The 17,684-nt window shown below is 71.8% G+C and carries 17 protein-coding genes; 7 read left to right on the top strand and 10 right to left on the bottom strand.

What is annotated here, in order from left to right:
- Positions 1-71: 71 nt before the first annotated feature.
- The 4 genes from B1H55_RS08110 to B1H55_RS08095 form a co-directional block, all read right to left on the bottom strand.
- Complete coding sequence (locus tag B1H55_RS08110) at positions 72-1,016, bottom strand: aldo/keto reductase (RefSeq protein ID WP_077240350.1); 945 nt, start codon at positions 1,014-1,016, stop codon at positions 72-74.
- 151 nt (positions 1,017-1,167) lie between these two features.
- Positions 1,168-1,404 carry an RNA-binding protein gene (locus tag B1H55_RS08105; protein ID WP_003786440.1) on the bottom strand — a complete coding sequence of 79 codons (237 nt, stop codon included), beginning with the start codon at positions 1,402-1,404 and terminating at the stop codon, positions 1,168-1,170.
- Position 1,405: 1 nt separating this feature from the next.
- Complete coding sequence (gene rpsP, locus B1H55_RS08100; protein ID WP_080461675.1) at positions 1,406-1,891, bottom strand: 30S ribosomal protein S16; 486 nt, start codon at positions 1,889-1,891, stop codon at positions 1,406-1,408.
- A gap of 265 nt (positions 1,892-2,156) precedes the next feature.
- Entirely contained in the window at positions 2,157-3,725 is a 1,569-nt protein-coding gene (locus tag B1H55_RS08095) for an alanine/glycine:cation symporter family protein (protein ID WP_231952884.1), read from the bottom strand.
- 187 nt (positions 3,726-3,912) lie between these two features.
- Between B1H55_RS08095 and B1H55_RS08090 the strand changes: the two genes are divergently transcribed.
- The 4 genes from B1H55_RS08090 to B1H55_RS08075 are packed head-to-tail and all read left to right on the top strand — an operon-like array spanning position 3,913 to position 7,708.
- Positions 3,913-4,977 carry an ABC transporter ATP-binding protein gene (locus B1H55_RS08090; protein ID WP_080461674.1) on the top strand — a complete coding sequence of 355 codons (1,065 nt, stop codon included), beginning with the start codon at positions 3,913-3,915 and terminating at the stop codon, positions 4,975-4,977.
- Positions 4,978-5,028: 51 nt separating this feature from the next.
- The gene (locus tag B1H55_RS08085) at positions 5,029-5,874 is read left to right on the top strand and encodes an ABC transporter (protein WP_080461673.1); all 846 of its coding nucleotides are present in this window, start codon (positions 5,029-5,031) and stop codon (positions 5,872-5,874) included.
- Positions 5,811-7,073 (top strand): sensor histidine kinase, encoded by a 1,263-nt coding sequence (locus B1H55_RS08080; RefSeq protein WP_231952875.1) that lies wholly within the window; start codon positions 5,811-5,813, stop codon positions 7,071-7,073. Before B1H55_RS08085 ends, B1H55_RS08080 begins: the two co-directional genes overlap by 64 nt.
- On the top strand, positions 7,070-7,708 hold the full coding sequence (locus B1H55_RS08075) for a response regulator transcription factor (RefSeq protein WP_231952865.1): 639 nt from the start codon (positions 7,070-7,072) through the stop codon (positions 7,706-7,708). The genes B1H55_RS08080 and B1H55_RS08075 overlap by 4 nt, the downstream gene beginning before the upstream one ends.
- 1,208 nt (positions 7,709-8,916) lie before the next feature.
- On the opposite strand, the gene ffh is transcribed toward B1H55_RS08075, so the two are convergent.
- The 6 genes from ffh to B1H55_RS08050 all read right to left on the bottom strand — a co-directional run bounded on the left by ffh (position 8,917) and on the right by B1H55_RS08050 (position 15,044).
- Positions 8,917-10,620 carry a signal recognition particle protein gene (ffh, locus tag B1H55_RS08065; RefSeq protein ID WP_077240354.1) on the bottom strand — a complete coding sequence of 568 codons (1,704 nt, stop codon included), beginning with the start codon at positions 10,618-10,620 and terminating at the stop codon, positions 8,917-8,919.
- Positions 10,621-10,751: 131 nt separating this feature from the next.
- A complete protein-coding gene (locus tag B1H55_RS08060; RefSeq protein WP_080461671.1) occupies positions 10,752-11,603 on the bottom strand; it encodes a MerR family transcriptional regulator in 852 nt (283 codons plus the stop codon).
- A 162-nt stretch (positions 11,604-11,765) separates the two neighbouring features.
- Positions 11,766-12,032, bottom strand: coding sequence for a hypothetical protein (locus tag B1H55_RS12345; protein WP_143221368.1), 267 nt, complete (start codon positions 12,030-12,032; stop codon positions 11,766-11,768).
- Between the two features lie 33 nt (positions 12,033-12,065).
- The gene (locus B1H55_RS12340) at positions 12,066-12,620 is read right to left on the bottom strand and encodes a hypothetical protein (protein WP_143221369.1); all 555 of its coding nucleotides are present in this window, start codon (positions 12,618-12,620) and stop codon (positions 12,066-12,068) included.
- Positions 12,621-13,028: 408 nt separating this feature from the next.
- Complete coding sequence (locus tag B1H55_RS08055; RefSeq protein ID WP_077240356.1) at positions 13,029-13,763, bottom strand: response regulator transcription factor; 735 nt, start codon at positions 13,761-13,763, stop codon at positions 13,029-13,031.
- A gap of 51 nt (positions 13,764-13,814) precedes the next feature.
- Complete coding sequence (locus tag B1H55_RS08050) at positions 13,815-15,044, bottom strand: sensor histidine kinase (protein ID WP_077240357.1); 1,230 nt, start codon at positions 15,042-15,044, stop codon at positions 13,815-13,817.
- A 152-nt stretch (positions 15,045-15,196) separates the two neighbouring features.
- On the opposite strand from B1H55_RS08050, the gene B1H55_RS08045 reads away from it, so the two are divergent.
- The 3 genes from B1H55_RS08045 to B1H55_RS12670 all read left to right on the top strand — a co-directional run.
- Entirely contained in the window at positions 15,197-16,036 is an 840-nt protein-coding gene (locus tag B1H55_RS08045; protein ID WP_077240358.1) for an ABC transporter ATP-binding protein, read from the top strand.
- Positions 16,036-17,391: an FtsX-like permease family protein gene (locus B1H55_RS13025; protein ID WP_077240359.1), complete on the top strand. Its 1,356-nt coding sequence runs from the start codon at positions 16,036-16,038 to the stop codon at positions 17,389-17,391. Before B1H55_RS08045 ends, B1H55_RS13025 begins: the two co-directional genes overlap by 1 nt.
- A 65-nt stretch (positions 17,392-17,456) precedes the next feature.
- A partial coding sequence (locus tag B1H55_RS12670; protein ID WP_205635513.1) for a hypothetical protein occupies positions 17,457-17,684 on the top strand: 228 nt, incomplete at its 3' end.

Genomic DNA, 17,684 nt, shown 5'->3' with positions numbered 1-17,684 from the left:
GACGCAACGCCGGAATGAGACGGTTTCTGCGGGCCGAGCCCGTCTCCGCTCAACGCCGCGCTGGCGGGCCCTCAGGCGACGGCGTCGGACAGGCGCGTGAGGCGATCGGTCTCCTCCGGGGCCAGTGCGAGGTCGAGCGCGGCGGTGATGGCCGGGAGCTGGGCGAGGGAGCGGGCCGAGGCCAGGGGCGCGACGACGCCGGGGCGGTCGCGCAGCCAGGCCAGGGCCACGGAGGCGGGCTCGACGCCGTGGGCGGCGGCGATCTCGACCACGGCGTCAACGACGTCGAAGCACTCGGGGCGCAGGTAGTCGGCGACCATTCCGGCGCGGTCACCGGTGGGGGCCTCATCGCGCCGGTACTTGCCGGCGAGGAAGCCCGCGGCGAGGGAGAAGTAGGGCACGAGGCCGAGGCCGTGCCGGGCGGCGACCTCGCCGCGCCCGCCGGGGCCCTCGACGTCGCCGCGGTGCAGGAGGTTGTAGTGGGGCTGGAGGGCGACGGGGGCGGCGGCGCCCTGCTCGGCGGCGAGCGCCATCCACTCCTCGATGCGCTCAGGGGTGTAGTTGGACAGGGCGACGTGGCGGATCTTGCCGACGGCGCGGATCTCCTCGAAGACGGCGACCGTCTCCGCCAGGGGCACGGTGGGGTCGTCGAAGTGGGCGTAGTAGAGGTCGATGGCCTCGACTCCCAGGCGGGTGAGGGACTCGTCGACGGCCAGGCGCACGTTGTCGGGGGCCAGTCCGGCCCGGTCGGGCTTGGTGGAGACCTTCGTGGCGATGACGAGGTCGTCGTGGCGGCCCCGCGCGCGGATCCAGGAGCCGATGATGGTCTCGGACTCCCCGCCGCGGTGGCCGCTCGCCCAGTGGGAGTAGCCGTCGGCGGTGTCGATGAAATTGCCGCCCGCGGCGACGTAGGCGTCGAGGACGGCGTGGCTGGTCGCCTCGTCGGCGGTCCATCCCAGGACGTTGCCGCCGAATCCGATCCTGGCGACGTCGAGGTCCGAGTCTCCTAAGCGCATGAGTCTGTCTCCTTCGTCGAACTGCGTGTTGCGGGCAGGTGATCCGGCCCGGATGAGGGCCGATGGCAGGCACAACGCCGTCGCCCGGCCCTCCATTCCTGGAGGGCCGGGCGACGGCGCGGGGTGAGAAGGCCGCTCGGCCGACCCGCGCTCAGCGGCGGTCGGTGTCGACGACGTCGACGCGCACCGGCGAGTCCGCCAGCGCGCCCACGACCGTGCGCAGGGCCCGGGCGGTGCGGCCCGAGCGCCCGATGACGCGGCCGAGGTCCTCGGGGTTCACACGCACCTCGAGGAGGTCGCCGCGGCGCAGCGACCGGGAGGTGACGGTGACGTCGTCGGGATTGTCGACAATCCCGCGGACGAGGTGCTCGAGCGCGTCAGCGAGCATGTCAGGCCTCCTCGGCGGGGGCCTCGGGAGCCGCCTCCTCGGCGGTACCCTCCGCGGCCTTGGCCTCGGCGGCGGCAGCGTCGGCCGCCTCCTTCTCGGCATCGGCCTTCGCCTTGGCAGCGGCGGCCTTGCGCTTCTCGGCGTCATCGGAGACGGCCTTGACTGCTGCCTCCTTGGCCGCCGCAGCGGCCTCGGCGTCCTTGATCTTCAGACGACCCTCGGCGCCGGGCAGGCCCTTGAACTTCTGGTAGTCGCCCGTGATCTTGAGCAGGTTGAAGACGGTGTCGGAGGGCTGGGCGCCCACGCCGAGCCAGTACTGGACCCGCTCGGAGTCGATGCGGATGAGCGAGGGCTCCTGCATCGGGTCGTAGAGGCCGACCTCCTCGATGACACGGCCATCGCGCTTCTTGCGGGAGTCGAGGACGACGACCCGGTAGAAGGGGGCGAACTTCTTGCCCATGCGCTTGAGGCGAATCTTGACTGCCACTTGGTTGAACTCCTGGTTCTGGATGGTTTGGCCCGCGCCGATCCCCGGTGGGGTCAAGCAACGGTTTCCGGCGGGAGCCGAGACGCGAGCGCGTTGGGGAGAGGGACCTCGCGCGCCCGAGTGCACAGGGGATTGTGCCAGATGCCGCCAAGAGGCCGCTACTGCGGGGGCCGCCGACCGGCCGCGATGCCGTGCGAGATCGCCCACAGGACTTCACGGGGCGCAGCCCCGGTGTCCAGGGCCCCGCGGGTGGGCCCCGGGCGGCTCAGGCCTCCTCGTCGAGGCTGGCCACGCGCGCGGCGGCCTTGTCCGCCGTCCAGATGTCGCCGTCGAGGGCCGCGGGCAGGCCGGCGCGATCGGCGACGAAGGCCGGCTCGGCGACGCCGTCGAATCGCTGGCGGTCGTAGTCGCGCAGGACGGCGAAGACCCAGCGGCTCAGCCAGAGCACGGCCACGAGGTTGAGGATCGTCATGAGGGCGAGGGCGACGTCGGCCATCACCCAGGCCAGGTCGAGGGCGACGACCGCGCCCAGTCCCGTGGTCGCCGTCATCGCCAGTCGCAGCGCCACCCCGGCCCCGCGCCCGCCGCCCAGGTAGCTGAGGTTGATCTCGGCGAAGTTCGAGTAGCCCAGAACCGAGGAGTAGGCGAAGGTCGCCACGACGAAGGTCATGAACCACACGACCCACCCGCCGGGCAGGGCGTCCGCCAGGGCGTGCTGGACGAGCGTGGTCTCGGCCCACGCGGGCTGGACCCCCGGGGTGTATATCGAGGGGGCGGCCAGCAGCACCGTCAGGCCGGTGGCGGTGCAGATGACGATCGTGTCGATGAAGACGCCGAGGGACTGGATGAGTCCCTGGACCACGGGGTGGGCGACGTCGGCGGTGGCAGCGCCGTTGGGTGAGGAGCCCTGGCCCGCCTCGTTGGAGAACAGGCCGCGCTTGGTGCCGTTGAGGAAGGTGGCGAACAGGCCCCCGCCCACGCCCGCCAGGCCCGGCCGCAGGCCGAAGGCACCGGCGATGATGTCCCCGAAGACCCCGGGGAGGCTGGGGAGGGAGACGATGATGACGACGGCGACCACGACGATGTAGGCCAGGGCCATGAGGGGCACCAGCCACTCGGTCACCCGGGCGACGAAGCGCATCCCGGCCAGGAGGATCGGGGCGGTCACCAGCATGAGGACGATCGCGGTGGCCGTGGTGGACACGTGGTGGGAGGAGTCGAGGGTGGCGGCGATCGTATTGGACTGGACCATCGGGAAGATGAGCCCGTAGGAGAAGATGAGCATGAGCGCGAAGACGATGCCCATCGCCCGGCCGATTCCACCGCGCCCCTCGAGGGCCAGGCCCCGCTGCATGTAGTAGGCGGGCCCGCCCCGGAAGATGCCATCGGCATTGCGGACCTTGAAGACCTGGGCGAGCGTGGATTCGGCGAAGGATGTGGCCATGCCGAGCAGGGCCACCACCCACATCCAGAACAGCGCGCCGGGCCCGCCCAGGGTGACCGCCAGGGCGACGCCGGCGATGTTGCCGGTGCCCACGCGCCCGCCCAGGCCGATGACGAAGGCCTGGAAGCTGGAGAGGGATCCGCGCTGATGACGCGAGCGCAGGACCAGGCGGAGGCTGCGGGCGAAGAGGCGCAGCTGGACCCCGCGGGTGCCCAGGGTGAGGAAGAGCCCGGCGCCGAGCAGGATCCACACGAGGATCTTGCCCGACACGAAGCCCTCGAAGGCGCCCAGCGACTCGGTGAGCCGCTCGGCGAGGGGCGCGTCCGAAGCCGCTGCTGTGATCGTCGCGGGGAGGGCGGCCGGGAGGGCGAGGGGCATGGCGATCGGCATGAGGGGTCCCGTCAGTCCGGTTCCGAGGTGAACCCCGTGAGACTAGCCGAGACCGTGAAACGCCGCGTTCTCACGTCCGGCCCTCGGCTGGGGCGCCGAGGGCCGGCCCGCCCGCATGACATCTGTCATCGGCGGATGGTGACAGCGCTCAGTACCCGGCGCCGCCCATCGCGCCGACCATGGGGCCATGACACAGCACATGCCGGGCGGCCCAGGCGCCGCGGAGCCCCTGCCCCCAGGTCACTCGCACTCGCCCGCCCCGGGCCCGCGCAGTGGGAGGAGCGCCCCGCCTCCGGCCGTCGGGGTGACCGGTTTGGTCAAGACCTTCGGGCCGGTGCGCGCGGTCGACGGCATCGACCTGCGCGTGGCCCCCGGTGAGATCGTGGCCTTCCTCGGCCCCAATGGCGCCGGCAAGTCGACCACCCTGGACATCATCCTCGGCTTCTCCGCCCCCGATGCCGGGATCGCCCGGGTCTTCGGCCTCACCCCCGCCGAAGCGGCCCGGGGGCTGCGCACCGGCGCAATCCTCCAGGAGGGGGGCCTCCTGCCCGACTACACGGTGCGCCAGACGATCAGCGCCGTGTCCGCCATGCGCGGCGCCCGCCACGATGTCCCGGCCGTCCTGGAGCTCGCCGGTATCGGCCCGATCCTGGGCCGGAGGGTCGCCAAGTGCTCCGGGGGCGAGCGTCAGCGCCTGCGCCTGGCCCTGGCGCTGCTGGGCAACCCGGATCTCATGGTGCTCGACGAGCCCACCGCCGGCATGGACGTCACCGCCCGCCGCTCCTTCTGGGCCGCGATCCGCGAGCGCGCCGCCGGGGACAAGGCGGTCCTGTTCGCCACGCACTACCTCCAGGAGGCCGCGGACTTCGCAGACCGGATCGTCATCATCCACCGCGGCCGGATCATCGCCTCGGGCTCGGTGGACGACGTGCGGGCGCTCGGGGAGGGCACCATCGTCACCGCCACCTGGCCCGGCATGGCTGGCATGGCCGGCATGGCCGGCATGGCCGCGCTCGAGGAGGTGCTGGCCGGCGTGCGCGACTCGCTCCAGGACGTCGCGGTGCGCGGCGAGCACGTCGAGCTGCGGACCACCGCGCCCGACGACGTCGCCCGCATCCTGCTGACCCGCACTCCGGCGCACCACCTGGGGATCACGGCCCTCAGCCTCGACGACGTCTTCGCCGATCTCGTCGAGGACTCCGTGCCGGTCGGGGGAACAGCCGGAGGATCGTCCGCCCCTCCGGCGCGATGAGCGCCCGAGTGCGCCCGCCCACGACCATCTCGACACCTCCCGGAGAACACCATGAGCACTGATGACAGCACTGCGACCACTACCTCGGCCCCCGCGCCCCGCCGCCCCGGGCCCGCCCCGGCCCCCTCGGAGCGCCCGAGCCTGATCCCCTACCTGCTCTGCGAGCTGCGCACAACGGTCCTGAGGGCGGACACGATCATCTTCATCGTCGTCATGCCGCTGGGCATGTACCTCCTATTCGGGACCATGGCCTCCTACAGCGACATCGATGCGGGCCGAGGCAATGTCAACGCCGTCGTCATGGTCAATATGGCGGCCTTCAGCGCCGCCATGGCGGCCACGACCGTGGCGGGGAGCAGCGCCGTCGAGCTCGCGGGGGGATGGGGCCGCCAGATGGGGCTGACCCCCGGTGGAATGCGCGCGTACTACCTGGTCAAATCCGCCGCGGCGGTCCTGCTGTCGCTCGTGCCCACCACCCTGCTGTTCGGCACCGGGGCCGTCATGGGCGCGCACTGCGACACCCCGCTCGTCTGGATCGCCTCCTTCCTGGGCTGCCTGCTGCCGACGATCCCCTTCGCCCTGTACGGCCTGGCCATCGGCATGTGGTTCCCCTCCCAGGGCGCCGTGGGCACGGCCGCCGCCTCGGTGACGGTGTGGGCCTTCCTGTCCAATATCTTCATGCCGCTGTCCGGGACGCTGTTCACGATCGCCCACTACACGCCCCTCTACGGGGCCGTGACCCTCGCGCAGCGCCCCATCATGGGCGATGTCATCAACACGGCCTCGAGGATCGTCCACGAGAGCCCGTGGATCCAGGCCGCTAACCTCGTGGCATGGACGCTCATCATCGCCGTCGTCTGCCTGCTCTCCCGCCGTCGGGCGACGGTGCGGCGATGAGCGGGCGCGGCCCCGGCCAGGCTCCGCCCTCGGCGCCGGGGCCGAATTGGAGGGACTGGCGCGACACCTGGCCCGGCACGCCCGGATGGCTCGGCGTCGACTGGGAGGCCTCCATCTGGATCGGCTTCCTCCTCCCGGTGACCGCCTTCCTCCTGGCATCGCGGGCCCCGCTTTGGGCGAAGATCCTGGGGTCCTGCGGCCTGGCGGCCTTCGCGGTGATCTACGTGATCGAGGTCAGCCTTATCGCCAAGCGCGGCGACTTCGCCCGCCTCTCCCCGCAGTCGACGCCGCGCGAGGAGCTGGCCCCCGCGATCCGCCCGCTCGTCCTCCTGGGAGTCTGCGCGGTTGGGGCCACGATCGCGATCACCTGGTACTCCGCGGTGTTCCTGCCCTACTTCTGCGCTGTCGTCCTGTTCACCACCAGGCTGCGCACGGGCCTGATGGCCAGTGCGGGAATGTGCCTGGCCGCCCTGGCCGTCATCCTGACAGTGGACACGGGCGAGCCGGGGCTCGTGTACATGGCACTCGGCTGCATCACGTCGTCGGGGTTCGTGATCATCTCCCGCTTCTACTCCGAGCAGGAGGTGCAGCGCGCCCGGCAGGCCCGCGCGGAGGCGGCGATGGCCGAGCGCGAGGAGATCGGCCGGGACGTGCATGACATCCTCGGTCACTCGCTCACGGTGCTGACACTCAAGGCGGAAGTGGCCCAGCGGCTCCTGCGCCGGGATCCCGAAGCGGCCGAGCGGGAGCTCGCCGAGGTCATCGAGCTCTCGCGGGCCGCCCTGGCGGACGTGCGGGCGACCGTCACGCGCCTGCGCACCCCGGATCTGGCCAGCCAGATCGAGTCCTCGCGCACGGCCTTCGCGGCGGCCGGAATCGACGCCGAGATCGCCGGCGGTCCCGAGGACCTCCCCCTGGGGCAGCGCGAGCTGGCCTCCTGGGCGCTGCGCGAGGCCACGACGAACATCCTGCGCCATGCGGGCGCCACAGCGGTGAGGGTGGCCCTGTCCCCCGGGCGGATCGTGGTGGCGGACAATGGCCGCGGGCTCGATGGGGCTCCCGCCGGGAACGGGCTGCGGGGCCTGCGACAGCGGGTGGAGGCCGCTGGGGGCGAGGCGCGCTTGACGAGCCCGGCGCCGCGCCCCGTTCCCGGCCCGGGCGGGGCCGGCCCGGGCACCGAGATGGAGGTCCTGCTGTGAAGGCGACGGATTCCGAGCGCGGCAGCGGCGTCATCCGCCTGCTCATCGCGGATGACCAGGCGCTGGTGCGCGGCGCGCTGGCGACCCTGCTGGGCCTGGAGGCGGACCTGGAGGTCGTGGCGCAGGTGGGCTCCGGCAATGACGTGGTGACCGCGGCCCACGAGCACGGCGCCGACGTGGCGCTGCTGGACATCGATATGCCCGACGGCGATGGGTTGGCCGCGGCTGCGGCCCTGGCCGCCTCGGGGCTGGCCTGCCGAAGCCTCATCGTGACCACCTTCGGGCGCCCGGGGTACCTGTCGCGGGCGCTGGAGGCGGGGGCGAGCGGCTTCCTGGTCAAGGACACTCCCCCGGAGCAGCTGGCGGACGCGATCCGTCGCATTCACGCGGGGCTGAGGGTCATCGACCCGACCCTGGCCCAGGAATCGGTGCTCCTGGGGCCCAATCCGCTCACCGAGCGGGAGAAGGAGGTGCTGCGCCTGGCGGCCCGGGGGGACGGGGCCCATGGGATCGCGGCCGGTCTGCGCCTGGGTGAGGGGACCGTGCGCAACTACCTGTCGAGCGCGATCGCCAAGACCCACGCGCGCAACCGCACCGAGGCGGCCCGCACGGCCGAGCGCAACGGCTGGCTGTAGGAGCGGATGGTTGTCGGAGCAGCCGGCAGCCCCCTCCGGCATCGAGCTCGCACTGCTGATGACGGGCTCCGTCCTCCTGCCCGCCGAACTCGGCGCATAGGGCGCATCATGTTGGTTCAGGGGCTGGCTTTCCGTTGCGTAGGCTCGTTGAACCGGCTTCTCCACTCACCTGCCGGTGGAAGCCGACCCATGAGGGCGCCGTGGTGATCCGCCCGGGGACCGTGGTCGCGTTGGCGTCGGGATCGGTGCTCGCCGCGGCCCGGCGCGGGCCCCACCTGGGCACCGCCTGCGCCGTCGTGAGCACCGCGGGACCGTGTGGGGCAGCGCTGAGCCGTTGAAAGCACCGCTTGGCCGTCCAGAGCAGCGCGGGGAGCGCTGCCCCGAACGGCCCGCTGCTACTCCCGACGGCCCAGCGCCGCCCTCGACGCGGGGCCCGGGGGACCGCCCGCAGCCCCAACACACGGCGGCGACCCGGACGAGGACCAACCCGACCAAGACACCCACAACCAACAGATAACACCCCACAAGCCGGCACGCGCAGCCTCGACGTCCACGGAGCCTCAGCGGTGCGTTCCGCACTGAACGGTGCCGTCCGCACCCATTAGTGCGTCCTGCCCGCACCAGTGGGTGCGGAGGGCACCACTCAGTGGGAAAGGCATCACTCGGTGGGAGCCCCCGCCAGTTGGCGCAGCCCCCGTCTCATACCGCGGCCTCAATCCGCCTCCGCGCCCTCCGCCGATGGGGAAGCACTGTCATTTCTGCTGCCGTGGAACCAGCGCCGCGAGAAACACGCGACCAATACCGTTGAGATTCCGCTGATTCCCCGCTCGCCCCCAGCGCGCGCCCTCCGCCACGGCAGCAGAATTGACGCGGCGCTCGTCGCCACTCGCCGCCCAGTGCTCCGGGGCACGGGCATGATCTGTCGGTCGCTCAGCGCTTCGCAGGCCCTCGCCAACATGGAGTACGCGGCCGAAGCCGGGAGCGGGACCACCCGAGTGTCCATGACGCCGCCTGCGCAGCCCTCGCGGGGGCGGAAGGCCCCGGATCGGGCCGACGACGCCGATGGCCGGAACGACGCGACCCTCGCGGAGGCGGGCCCCTCGTCACCTGCGGGGTGCGTCGCCGAGGCCCCGGGGACCAGGGGCGGGATCGAGGTCCTCGGCGCCCGCGCCCAAGGCCGCTGCCCCGCCGGTCTCGGAGCCCGGGCCTCAGAGCCCGAGGCGGCGGCGCAGGTCCTCGGGAAGCGCTGCCATGGCGTCGGCGACGTCGTCACCACTGGAGGCCGCCTGCTGGGGCTGCGCGGGGGCGGCCTGCTGGCCCGGCATGATGCCGTAGCCGCCGGCAGTGCTGGCAGCACCGCCCACTCCCCCGCCCGCCGCCTGGCCCAGCCCGAAGGAGGACCCGGCCACCGGCGCGGCGGGCGCCTCCTGGGCGCCCTGCGCGGCCTCCCTGGCCTGGCGCGCCGCCTTGGCGGGGTTGCCGGAGCGTCCCTTCTTGCCGCCCTTGCCCTTCTTCTTGGCCTTGGGCGCCTGACGGGCCTTGGAGTGCTTGCCCATGGACGGCAGCGACCCCATGCCGGGCATTCCACCCGGGCCGCCCGCGCCTCCCATGCCGCCCGATGCCATGGCCTCCATCATCTTCTTGGCCTGTTCGAAGCGGTCGACGAGCTCGTTGACCGCCTGGACGGTGGTGCCCGAGCCCTTGGCGATACGGGTGCGGCGCGAGCCGTTGAGGATCGTGAGGTCCTTGCGCTCCGCGGGCGTCATGGAGCAGACGATCGCCTCGATGCGGTCCACCTCGCGGTCGTCGAATGCCTCGATGGCCTCGCGCATCTGCCCCATGCCGGGCATCATGCCCAGCAGCTTCTTCATCGATCCGAGCTTGCGGATCTGGCGCAGCTGGGTGAGGAAGTCGTCGAGGGTGAACTCGCCCTTGGCGAGCTTGGCGGCGGCATCCTCGGCCTCCTTGGCGTCGAGGGTCTTCTCCGCCTGCTCGATGAGGGTGAGCAGGTCACCCATGTCGAGGATGCGGCTGGCCATGCGGTCGGCGTGGAAGCGCTCGAAGTCGTCCAGGCCCTCGCCGGTGGAGGAGAACAGGACCGGGGCGCCGGTCACCCCGCGCACGGACAGGGCCGCGCCGCCGCGGGCGTCGCCGTCGAGCTTGGAGAGGACGACGCCGGTGAAGCCCACGCCATCGCGGAAGGCCACCGAGGTGTTGACGGCGTCCTGGCCGACCATCGCGTCCAGGACGAAGAGGATCTCATGGGGGGCGACGGCGTCGCGGATGCGGATGGCCTGGTCCATCATCTCCGCGTCCACGCCCAGGCGGCCGGCGGTATCCACGACGACGACGTCGTAGCCCTTGGCGCGGGCCTGCTCGACACCGCTGGCGGCCACCCGAACCGGGTCCCCGACGCCGTTGCCGGGCTCGGGGGCCCAGATGTCCACGCCCGCGCGCTCGGCGACGACGCCGAGCTGGGTGACGGCGTTGGGGCGCTGGAGGTCGGAGGCCACGAGCAGGACTCGCTTGCCGTCGTCCTTGAGCCAGCGGCCGAGCTTCCCGGCGAGCGTCGTCTTACCGGCGCCCTGGAGGCCGGCGAGCATGATGATCGTGGGGCCGCGGTCCGCCCAGTTGATCTCGCGGGTGGCGCCGCCCAGGACCTCGATGAGCTCGTCGTTGACGATCTTGATGACCTGCTGGGCGGGGTTGAGGGCCTGGGAGCGGGCGGCGTCGACGGCCTTCTCGCGCACGGCGGCGGTGAAGGCGCGCACCACTGGCAGCGCGACGTCGGCCTCGAGGAGGGCGCGGCGGATCTCGGTGACGGTCGCCTCGACGTCGGCCTCGGTCAGGCGGCCCTTGCCGCGCAACGAGTTGAAGGAGGCGGTGAGCCGGTCGGAGAGGTTGCCGAACACGGGGGTCCTTCCTGGGGCGCGGGCGCGCCGGTCGGGGATGCGGGCCCGGGCGGCATGGCGCCGCCCGGGCATCGCGCGTTGCTGCCGCCCAGGATAGCGGCCAGGGCAAGCGCGCTCCCCCACCCCGCGCGTCACTCCCAGGTGACGGAGCCCGGGTCCACCCCCTGGGCGAGGGCGGAGGCGTCGATGACCTCCTTGAGCCAGGCAGCCAGACCCTTCTCCCTGGAGTCGTAGTAATCGGTGAAGCGCTGATCGGCGACGTACCCGCGGGCGATGAGCACCTGCTTGGGCACGCTCACCTCGAACCAGCGGTTCAGGTCCGCCCGATGGCGCTCGGCCAGGGCGTTGGCCTCCTGGCTGCCCGGCGCCACGCCACGGCGCATGGCCTCGGCGAGGCCGTCCTCGAGCTGCTTGGTCTCGCTGATCGCCCGCTGCCAGTCCTCGGGCGTCATGGCGGCCTTGCGGCGCTGGGACTCGACCCAGTCGTCCGTGTCGCCCCAGCGCTCCTCGGCCTCAGCGGCGTACGCCTCGGTCCACTGACCGCCCCAGGCCTCGGCCCGCTCGGTCCCGCTCATGTGATTACCCATCGTCTCCGCCTCCATCATGGTGTCGATGACGCGGACCATCCGCGTCAGGCGAGAGACCCTCTCGGTCAACAGGCGCCGCTGCTGCACCAGGTGATCGATCGCCGTCGTCGGGGCGGCGTCGAGCAGCTCGCCGATCGCGGACAGGCTCATACCGGTCTCGCGGTAGACGAGGATCTGCTGGGCGCGGTCGATGTCGGCGTCGCTGTAGAGGCGGTAGCCGGACCAGCTGCGCCCCGAGGGGGTGAGCAGGCCGATCGCGTCCCAGTGGTGGAGCGCGCGCACGCTCACGCCCAGCAGCCGCGCGGCGGCGCCGACCGTGCGGTCGCTCTCTCGCGCGGGGGCCTCGGCAGCGGCGGGGGCCGGTGCCGGGGCGCTGGGGTGGGGCGCGTCGTTCATGCCCTGAGGATCTCTCATGCGACGCAGCCTGTCGCCTCACGCCGCGTGAGGGTCAAGGATGCGGCCGAGTCCGGGCCCTGTCCCTCCGATCCCCGCCCGGGCCCGGACCTCACCAGGACTTCGCCGGCCCCCTGCTGACCACAAGAGACAAAATGGCGCAGGTCAGAAAATTCCAGTGAAGTCGAGCAAGAATAGCGACACCATTAGAAAGACGGCCGCCACGGCCGCAACGGCAATCAATCTCCAGCCAAGGGCCTTCTGACCGGAAGACGATTTGCCGGCCAATGAGCGGGACAGAAATTCCGCTTCCAGGATTAGAATCAGGAACGCGGCACCCCAAGCCCACCAGGGAATACCTCGACTGAACATCGATGCAACCCCAAGAATACAGGCCACAATAAGAAAATTATTGCCACGACTGACGCGCATTAACACATTCCTCCGTGAAGCCAATATCAATCGTCAGCAGGAAATCGCAGTGACCAGCGCACCGCCAGCAGCTTCGCAAGCAGCGGCCGTAGCAGCGCCAGCGATCGGAGTAGCAACACCGCTCGCGCCCGCCGATGCTGGAAGACACACAAGCCCTCCCCAGGCGATATTGAAAGCCCAACCAATCCATTTCGGCATGCAGTACCCTTGAGGAAGATCAGGCGAAACGAACGATGCGCCCTCTTCTCGAATCATCTGAGTAGATTCATCGAAGTAGAATGTCATTCCGGAATCTGGAGAAGTTATGTCAATCCTCGCTACAATCAGTCCGGCCGAGTCGGTCCACGTGACAGCATCACCTTCAATTGAGATTTCATCCCCTTCAACCATATTCAATTTAAGACCTTGCCCCTGCACGGGAACTGCGGAACGCTGAGCACCGGTCCGAGGATCTACTGCAACTTGATCCTGAGACGCAAGAACCTGCTGATATCTTTCTCGGACTACCGCACCTGCGGGAGCACCGATCGATGCGCACAGCACAGTGGCGGCAATCACGAGCATGATCGACTTCACTGTCGTTTTCATAATGCACTCATCTCCCTTAGTGGCGCGCGCATACATGGCTTGAAGATCAAGTGCCCTTGATCCGATCCCCAAGCGGCAACATCGTAATACTGCTGGTCAAAGGATGTCAAGAGGTCGACTGGACTCATCTTGGACGCCCGCACAGAACTGCGCCTCACATGAATACGCGCTCGGCGTCGATGGACTCGGCCTTGCACAGATCGTTGACCGTCTCGGTCATCGCTTTGTCGTAGCTGTATCCACGGCCCCAACCGGGGCGCGGGGATAGCGGGAAACGCCCAGCCAACGATCCGGCGGGTGAAGACATCGGCGATGAATACAGTGCGGCAGAACCCGGTCCGCGCGCAGGAAGGGGCAGCCTCCCACTCGCGGAGTTGAGGGCCTCGGAGCCGGCCGCTCGGCCGTCTTTCAAGCGGTGGCCCGCAACCAGGCGAGGACGGCGCGCACTCGCCGGTTCTCCTCCTCGGGGGGCAGATCGAGCTTGGCGAGGATATGCGCCACGTGCTTGGCCACCGCGCCGTCGGAGACGACGAGTCGAGCGGCGATCTGACTGTTGGACAGGCCCTCGGCCATGAGGGCCAGGACCTCCCGCTCGCGATGGGTCAGGCGCTCGACGGCGCTGGAGCCCTGTGGGCGCGCCGCCGCGCCATCCGGGCTATCCATCGCGCTCATCTGCGACGGCGTGGACGGGCCGGCCGTCGTCGTGCGGGCCAGGAGGCCCGCCACAACCTCGGGATCCACGACCACTCCCCCGCCGACGACGACCTGGAGGGATCGCATGAAGTCCTCGACGCGCCCCACCCTCTCCTTGAGGAGGTAGCCGACCCCGCCGGACTCCTCGGCGAGCAGGTCGCGCACGTAGTCACCGGCCGTGTAGGCCGACAGGACGACGACGGGCAGCCCCGGGTGGGCGGCGCGCAGGGCGACGACGGCCCTGAGGCCGTCGTCCGCGTCGCCCGGGGGCATGCGCACATCGGTGATGACGGCATCGGGCAGAGCACCGCGCGAGGCCAGCCCCTCCACGGCATCCACGAGCCCGGGCGCGTCGACGGCCTGGGCGACGACCTCATGCCCGGCGTCGGCAAGGAGCGCGGCCAAGCCCTCGCGCAGCAGGGCGGCGTCGTCGGCCAGAACGATCCTCATGGGGACGATTGTGCCCGAAGGACCGCACTCGCTGGGCCCCGCGCCGTCGGCTCACCACGGCGGCGCGGCCGGGGCGCTCAGGCGGATCGTCGTTCCCCGTCCGGGCGGGGAGTCGATGGCCAACTCGCCGCCGACGGTCGCCATCCGCTGGGCGATACCCGCCAGACCCGTGCTCCCGCTCCCTGCCTCCTCGATACGGGCGCCGCCGACGCCGTCGTCCTCCACGCCGGCCTCCACCCCCGCGGCCGAGCAGACCATCGCCACCCGGGCGGCGGACGCGCCCGAATGCCGGGAGACATTCGTCAGGGCCTCGCTGATCGCGAAGTAGACCGCGGTGGCCACCGGTGGGCTGATCGCCGAGTCGTCCCCGCTGATCGACGTGCCCGTCTCCAGGCCCGACCCCGCGCAGAGCTCGCGCACGGCCGCCGCCAGCCCTCGATCGGTGAGCACGGCGGGGCGCACGGCGCGCACGGTGGCGCGCAGTGACACCAGGGCGGCCTCGGCCTGCTCCTGGGCGCGATCCACGTGGGCCAGCACCGCGTCGCGCTGCTCCTGGTCGCCCATGCGCGCCGCAGCGAGTCGCGCCGATCCGAGTGTCATGGCCAGGGCGCTCAAGTGCTGCTGAGCGCCGTCGTGCAGATCGCGCTCGATGCGACTGCGCTCGGCCTCGAAGGCATCGACGAGGCTGGCCCTCCCCCGCGTGAGATCACCGACCCGGGCATCCAGCTCGCGGGCGCGCTCGGCAACGGTATCGCGCCCAAGGGCCTGCGTGATCACCAGGCGCAGTCGGCCGATGGCCGCCAGGAGCGCCAGGCAGATGACGCTCATGAGCAGGACCGCGGGGGTGGCCCACCAGGCATCCTTCGGCCCGGTGGCCTCCCAGATCCCGATCCTCGCCGGGCGCTCCTCGGAGGCGATCCACGGCAGGCCGACCGCGATGGCGGCCATGATGATTCCGGTCATCGCCACGAGCATGGAGGCCAGGCCGAGGACCAGGGAGGCGACCGCCAGAGGGAGGTCCTGGCGCCAGAAGGCCGCCGTCACCGCACGTGAGGAGTACCAGCGCGCCAACGGCTCGCCGTCCTGGCGGCCGGAGGGGGCGTTGGCGCCGAGACGCCGGGCGGCCCACCGCTCGGCCTGCGCCAGGGCGGGGATCGTCAGATGCGCCAGGAGGAACCCGAGAGCCATGATCATGAAGAGCGGCAGCCATAGCCCGGCGTGGATCAACTCGTAGAGGACGACCGCCGGCCAGCGGCGCGAGGAGGTCTGGCGCGTCATCATGGCCCGGACGCTACCCTCGCGGGTCGCCGTCGTCAGTGGCGCTGGCACCACCATGGGCATCCACCTGCCTCCCCCGAGGGGCAGGCGGGTCGCCAGTGCATTGGGGCCCGGGCGCCAATGACTCACCGCCCCGCCCGGGATGAGATCGGAGCATGAGACCTCTTCAGCACTCGCCCCGCCGCGGCCCCCTTGACGGCGCCTCCGTTCCAACCGCCCCCGCCTCACCCGCGCAGCCGCCCCCGGCGGTCTCCGCGCGCGCCCTCAGGCGCGACTACACGGTCCCAGGGCGCCGGGCGGCCGATGTCCACGCTCTGGCCGGAGTGGACCTGGACCTGCATTCCTCCTCCTTCACCGCGATCGTCGGTGCATCGGGATGCGGGAAGTCGACGCTCCTGCACGTGATCGCAGGCCTGGACCGCCCCACGGCCGGGAGCGTCACCCTGCTGGGTACGACGACGACGTCGCTGCGCCCCAGCGCGCTCGCCGCTTTCCGGGCGGCCCACGTGGGAGTGGTCTTCCAGGAGGACAACCTCGTCTCCTCACTGTCGGCCGAGGACAATGTGGCGCTGCCCGGGCGTCTCCGCCGTCGGCCGCTGCCGCGCGGCCGGGCGCGGGCCGCCCTGGAGCGCGTCGGGCTCGCGGCCCAGGCCGGGGCGCTGCCCGAGCGCCTCAGCGGCGGCGAGCGCCAGCGGGTGGCGATCGCCCGCGTCCTCGCCTCCCGACCGGCCATCGTCCTGGCCGATGAGCCGACGGCCGCGCTCGACGTCGTCTCGGCGCGGATCGTCCTGGACTGGTTCGCCCAGATCGCCTCCGAGGGGGCCTGCGTCCTCATGGTCACCCACGACCCCGCCGCGGCGGCCCGGGCGCGGCACGTCATCGTCATGGACGGCGGGCGCGTGGTCGAGGTGCTTCCCGGGGGCGAGGCGACGGGGGTCTCACGGGCCCTCCTGCGTGCACGGGCCGCCGGGACCGATGAGGGGAGGCTCGCCTGATGCTGCGACTGGCACTGACCGACCTGCGCCGCAACGCGGGCCAGTGGCTCTGGTCCCTCATCATCGTGGCCGTGGCGGGCGCCTGCTCGGGCGCGCAGATGATGATCACCCGTGGCGCGCTGGCGGCGGCACGTGCCGCAGGGGATGAGAACATGATCGAGGGCGCCAGGGTGTTCCAGGGCTGGACCCTCACAGCCGTATCGCTGTCCGCCATCACCATCCTCACCATCGTGGCCGCCCTCGTCGTGCGCCAGCGCGAGCGCGCGCACGGGCTGTGGCGGGCTCTGGGCATGAGACCGCGCGTCCTGCGCGCCATCCTCCTCGGGCAGCTGGCGGTGGTCGGGGCGCTCGGCGCACTGGTGGGGCAGGCGGGCGCCTACCCGCTCGCGCGCCTCCTGCGCCCGATGCTCGTGGAGGAGGGCATCGTCCTGCCCGGGGCGGGCCTGGTCCCCAGCGCCGGGGACTTACCGCTGCTCGTGGTCCTGGCGATCGCGGTGAGCGCCCTCGGCGGTCTTGGCGCCACCCGCCGCTCCACGAGGGCCGAGGTGGTGAGCCTCCTGCGGGGTCTCGATGAGCGGCGTGAGCGGCGCTGGCGCCTGGGGCGCGCGGCCCTGAGAGGGACCTGCGTGCTGGGATGCCTCGTGGGGGTAGTGGCCGCCGCCGTGTCGGCGGCCGGCGCTGAGCCGGAGACAGAGCGCGCTATCGTGACCATCACCGGGGGCGCCTTCGGGGCGCTCGGGGCGGTACTCCTGGCGGCACCGTGGCTCGTGCCGGTCGTCGAGCGGGCCTGGACAGCGCTCATCCCCGCCCGCGCCCCCGCCTGGTTCCTGGCGCGGCGCGCGGCAGCGCATCAGGCGGGCCGTTCGGCGGCGACCGTCATCCCCTTCACCGTGGCGAGCGGCCTGGTCGGCATGTTCTACCCGATGAAGATCTTCGGGGCCAGCGGCGTCACGCCCACGGGACTGTTCTCCATGTTCGGCCCGGCGCTCATCGTGGCCTGGACCGGCGGGGTGGCGGTCATCGCCATGGGGGCGGCCCGGCGCCGCCGCGATGCCGCGCTGCTCGTAGCGGCGGGCTCCCGGCCCGGGCAGGTCCGCGCGGCCCAGGCCCTGGAGGGGGTGATCCACGCGGTGACGACGACGCTCCTGGGCGCGATCATTGCCGTCGCAGTGCAGATCATCGGCTATATCACCTGGGACAGGACCGTACCGGCGGCCCAGGTGGCCCGGGGAGGCCCCTGGGGAGAGCTCGGCGCGCTGGGGGCGGCGACGCTGCTGGTCATCGCGCTCGCCATCGTCGCGTCCTCCGCGCTGCTGGGCCGCTCCGCGGTGGAGACCCTGCGGGCCCGGGACTGAGGAGGCGACCGGCGGGCGCCGTCGGCGCCACCGGAGCCATCCGGCCCGACGTCAGCGTGCCCCATGTGCTCGTCGAGCGCGGCCTGTGCCGCCTCGGCGTCGGCCCGCTGACTGGTCGCCTCGCTCAGGACGGAGCGTGCGGCCTCCACCGCCTCGGCGAGCTCAGCCTCCTGTGCGACGGCGGCCTGCTTGGCCAGGGGCCCGAGCTGGCGGTGGAGCTCGTTCGTCAGGTCGGCGACGCGGGCCAGGTCGGCTGCCATGGAGTCGAGCTTGCGCAGGGCGCGCTCCTTGCG

Origin of the sequence: Actinomyces denticolens (assembly GCF_002072185.1) — a bacterium.
In the GTDB taxonomy this organism is placed as follows: Bacteria; Actinomycetota; Actinomycetes; order Actinomycetales; family Actinomycetaceae; genus Actinomyces; species Actinomyces denticolens.
This window is presented reverse-complemented; position numbering and strand designations above follow the sequence as displayed.

Excerpts from the sequence above, each read along its gene's own strand:
- B1H55_RS08110 (WP_077240350.1), bottom strand. The coding sequence starts at position 1,016 with ATGCGCTTAGGAGACTCGGACCTCGACGTCGCCAGGATCGGATTCGGC.
- B1H55_RS08105 (WP_003786440.1), bottom strand. The coding sequence starts at position 1,404 with ATGCTCGCTGACGCGCTCGAGCACCTCGTCCGCGGGATTGTCGACAAT.
- B1H55_RS08095 (WP_231952884.1), bottom strand. The coding sequence starts at position 3,725 with ATGCCGATCGCCATGCCCCTCGCCCTCCCGGCCGCCCTCCCCGCGACG.
- B1H55_RS08090 (WP_080461674.1), top strand. The coding sequence starts at position 3,913 with ATGACACAGCACATGCCGGGCGGCCCAGGCGCCGCGGAGCCCCTGCCC.
- B1H55_RS08085 (WP_080461673.1), top strand. The coding sequence starts at position 5,029 with ATGAGCACTGATGACAGCACTGCGACCACTACCTCGGCCCCCGCGCCC.
- B1H55_RS08080 (WP_231952875.1), top strand. The coding sequence starts at position 5,811 with ATGGACGCTCATCATCGCCGTCGTCTGCCTGCTCTCCCGCCGTCGGGC.
- B1H55_RS08060 (WP_080461671.1), bottom strand. The coding sequence starts at position 11,603 with ATGAACGACGCGCCCCACCCCAGCGCCCCGGCACCGGCCCCCGCCGCT.
- B1H55_RS12345 (WP_143221368.1), bottom strand. The coding sequence starts at position 12,032 with ATGCGCGTCAGTCGTGGCAATAATTTTCTTATTGTGGCCTGTATTCTT.
- B1H55_RS12340 (WP_143221369.1), bottom strand. The coding sequence starts at position 12,620 with ATGAAAACGACAGTGAAGTCGATCATGCTCGTGATTGCCGCCACTGTG.
- B1H55_RS08055 (WP_077240356.1), bottom strand. The coding sequence starts at position 13,763 with ATGAGGATCGTTCTGGCCGACGACGCCGCCCTGCTGCGCGAGGGCTTG.
- B1H55_RS08050 (WP_077240357.1), bottom strand. The coding sequence starts at position 15,044 with ATGATGACGCGCCAGACCTCCTCGCGCCGCTGGCCGGCGGTCGTCCTC.
- B1H55_RS08045 (WP_077240358.1), top strand. The coding sequence starts at position 15,197 with ATGAGACCTCTTCAGCACTCGCCCCGCCGCGGCCCCCTTGACGGCGCC.
- B1H55_RS13025 (WP_077240359.1), top strand. The coding sequence starts at position 16,036 with ATGCTGCGACTGGCACTGACCGACCTGCGCCGCAACGCGGGCCAGTGG.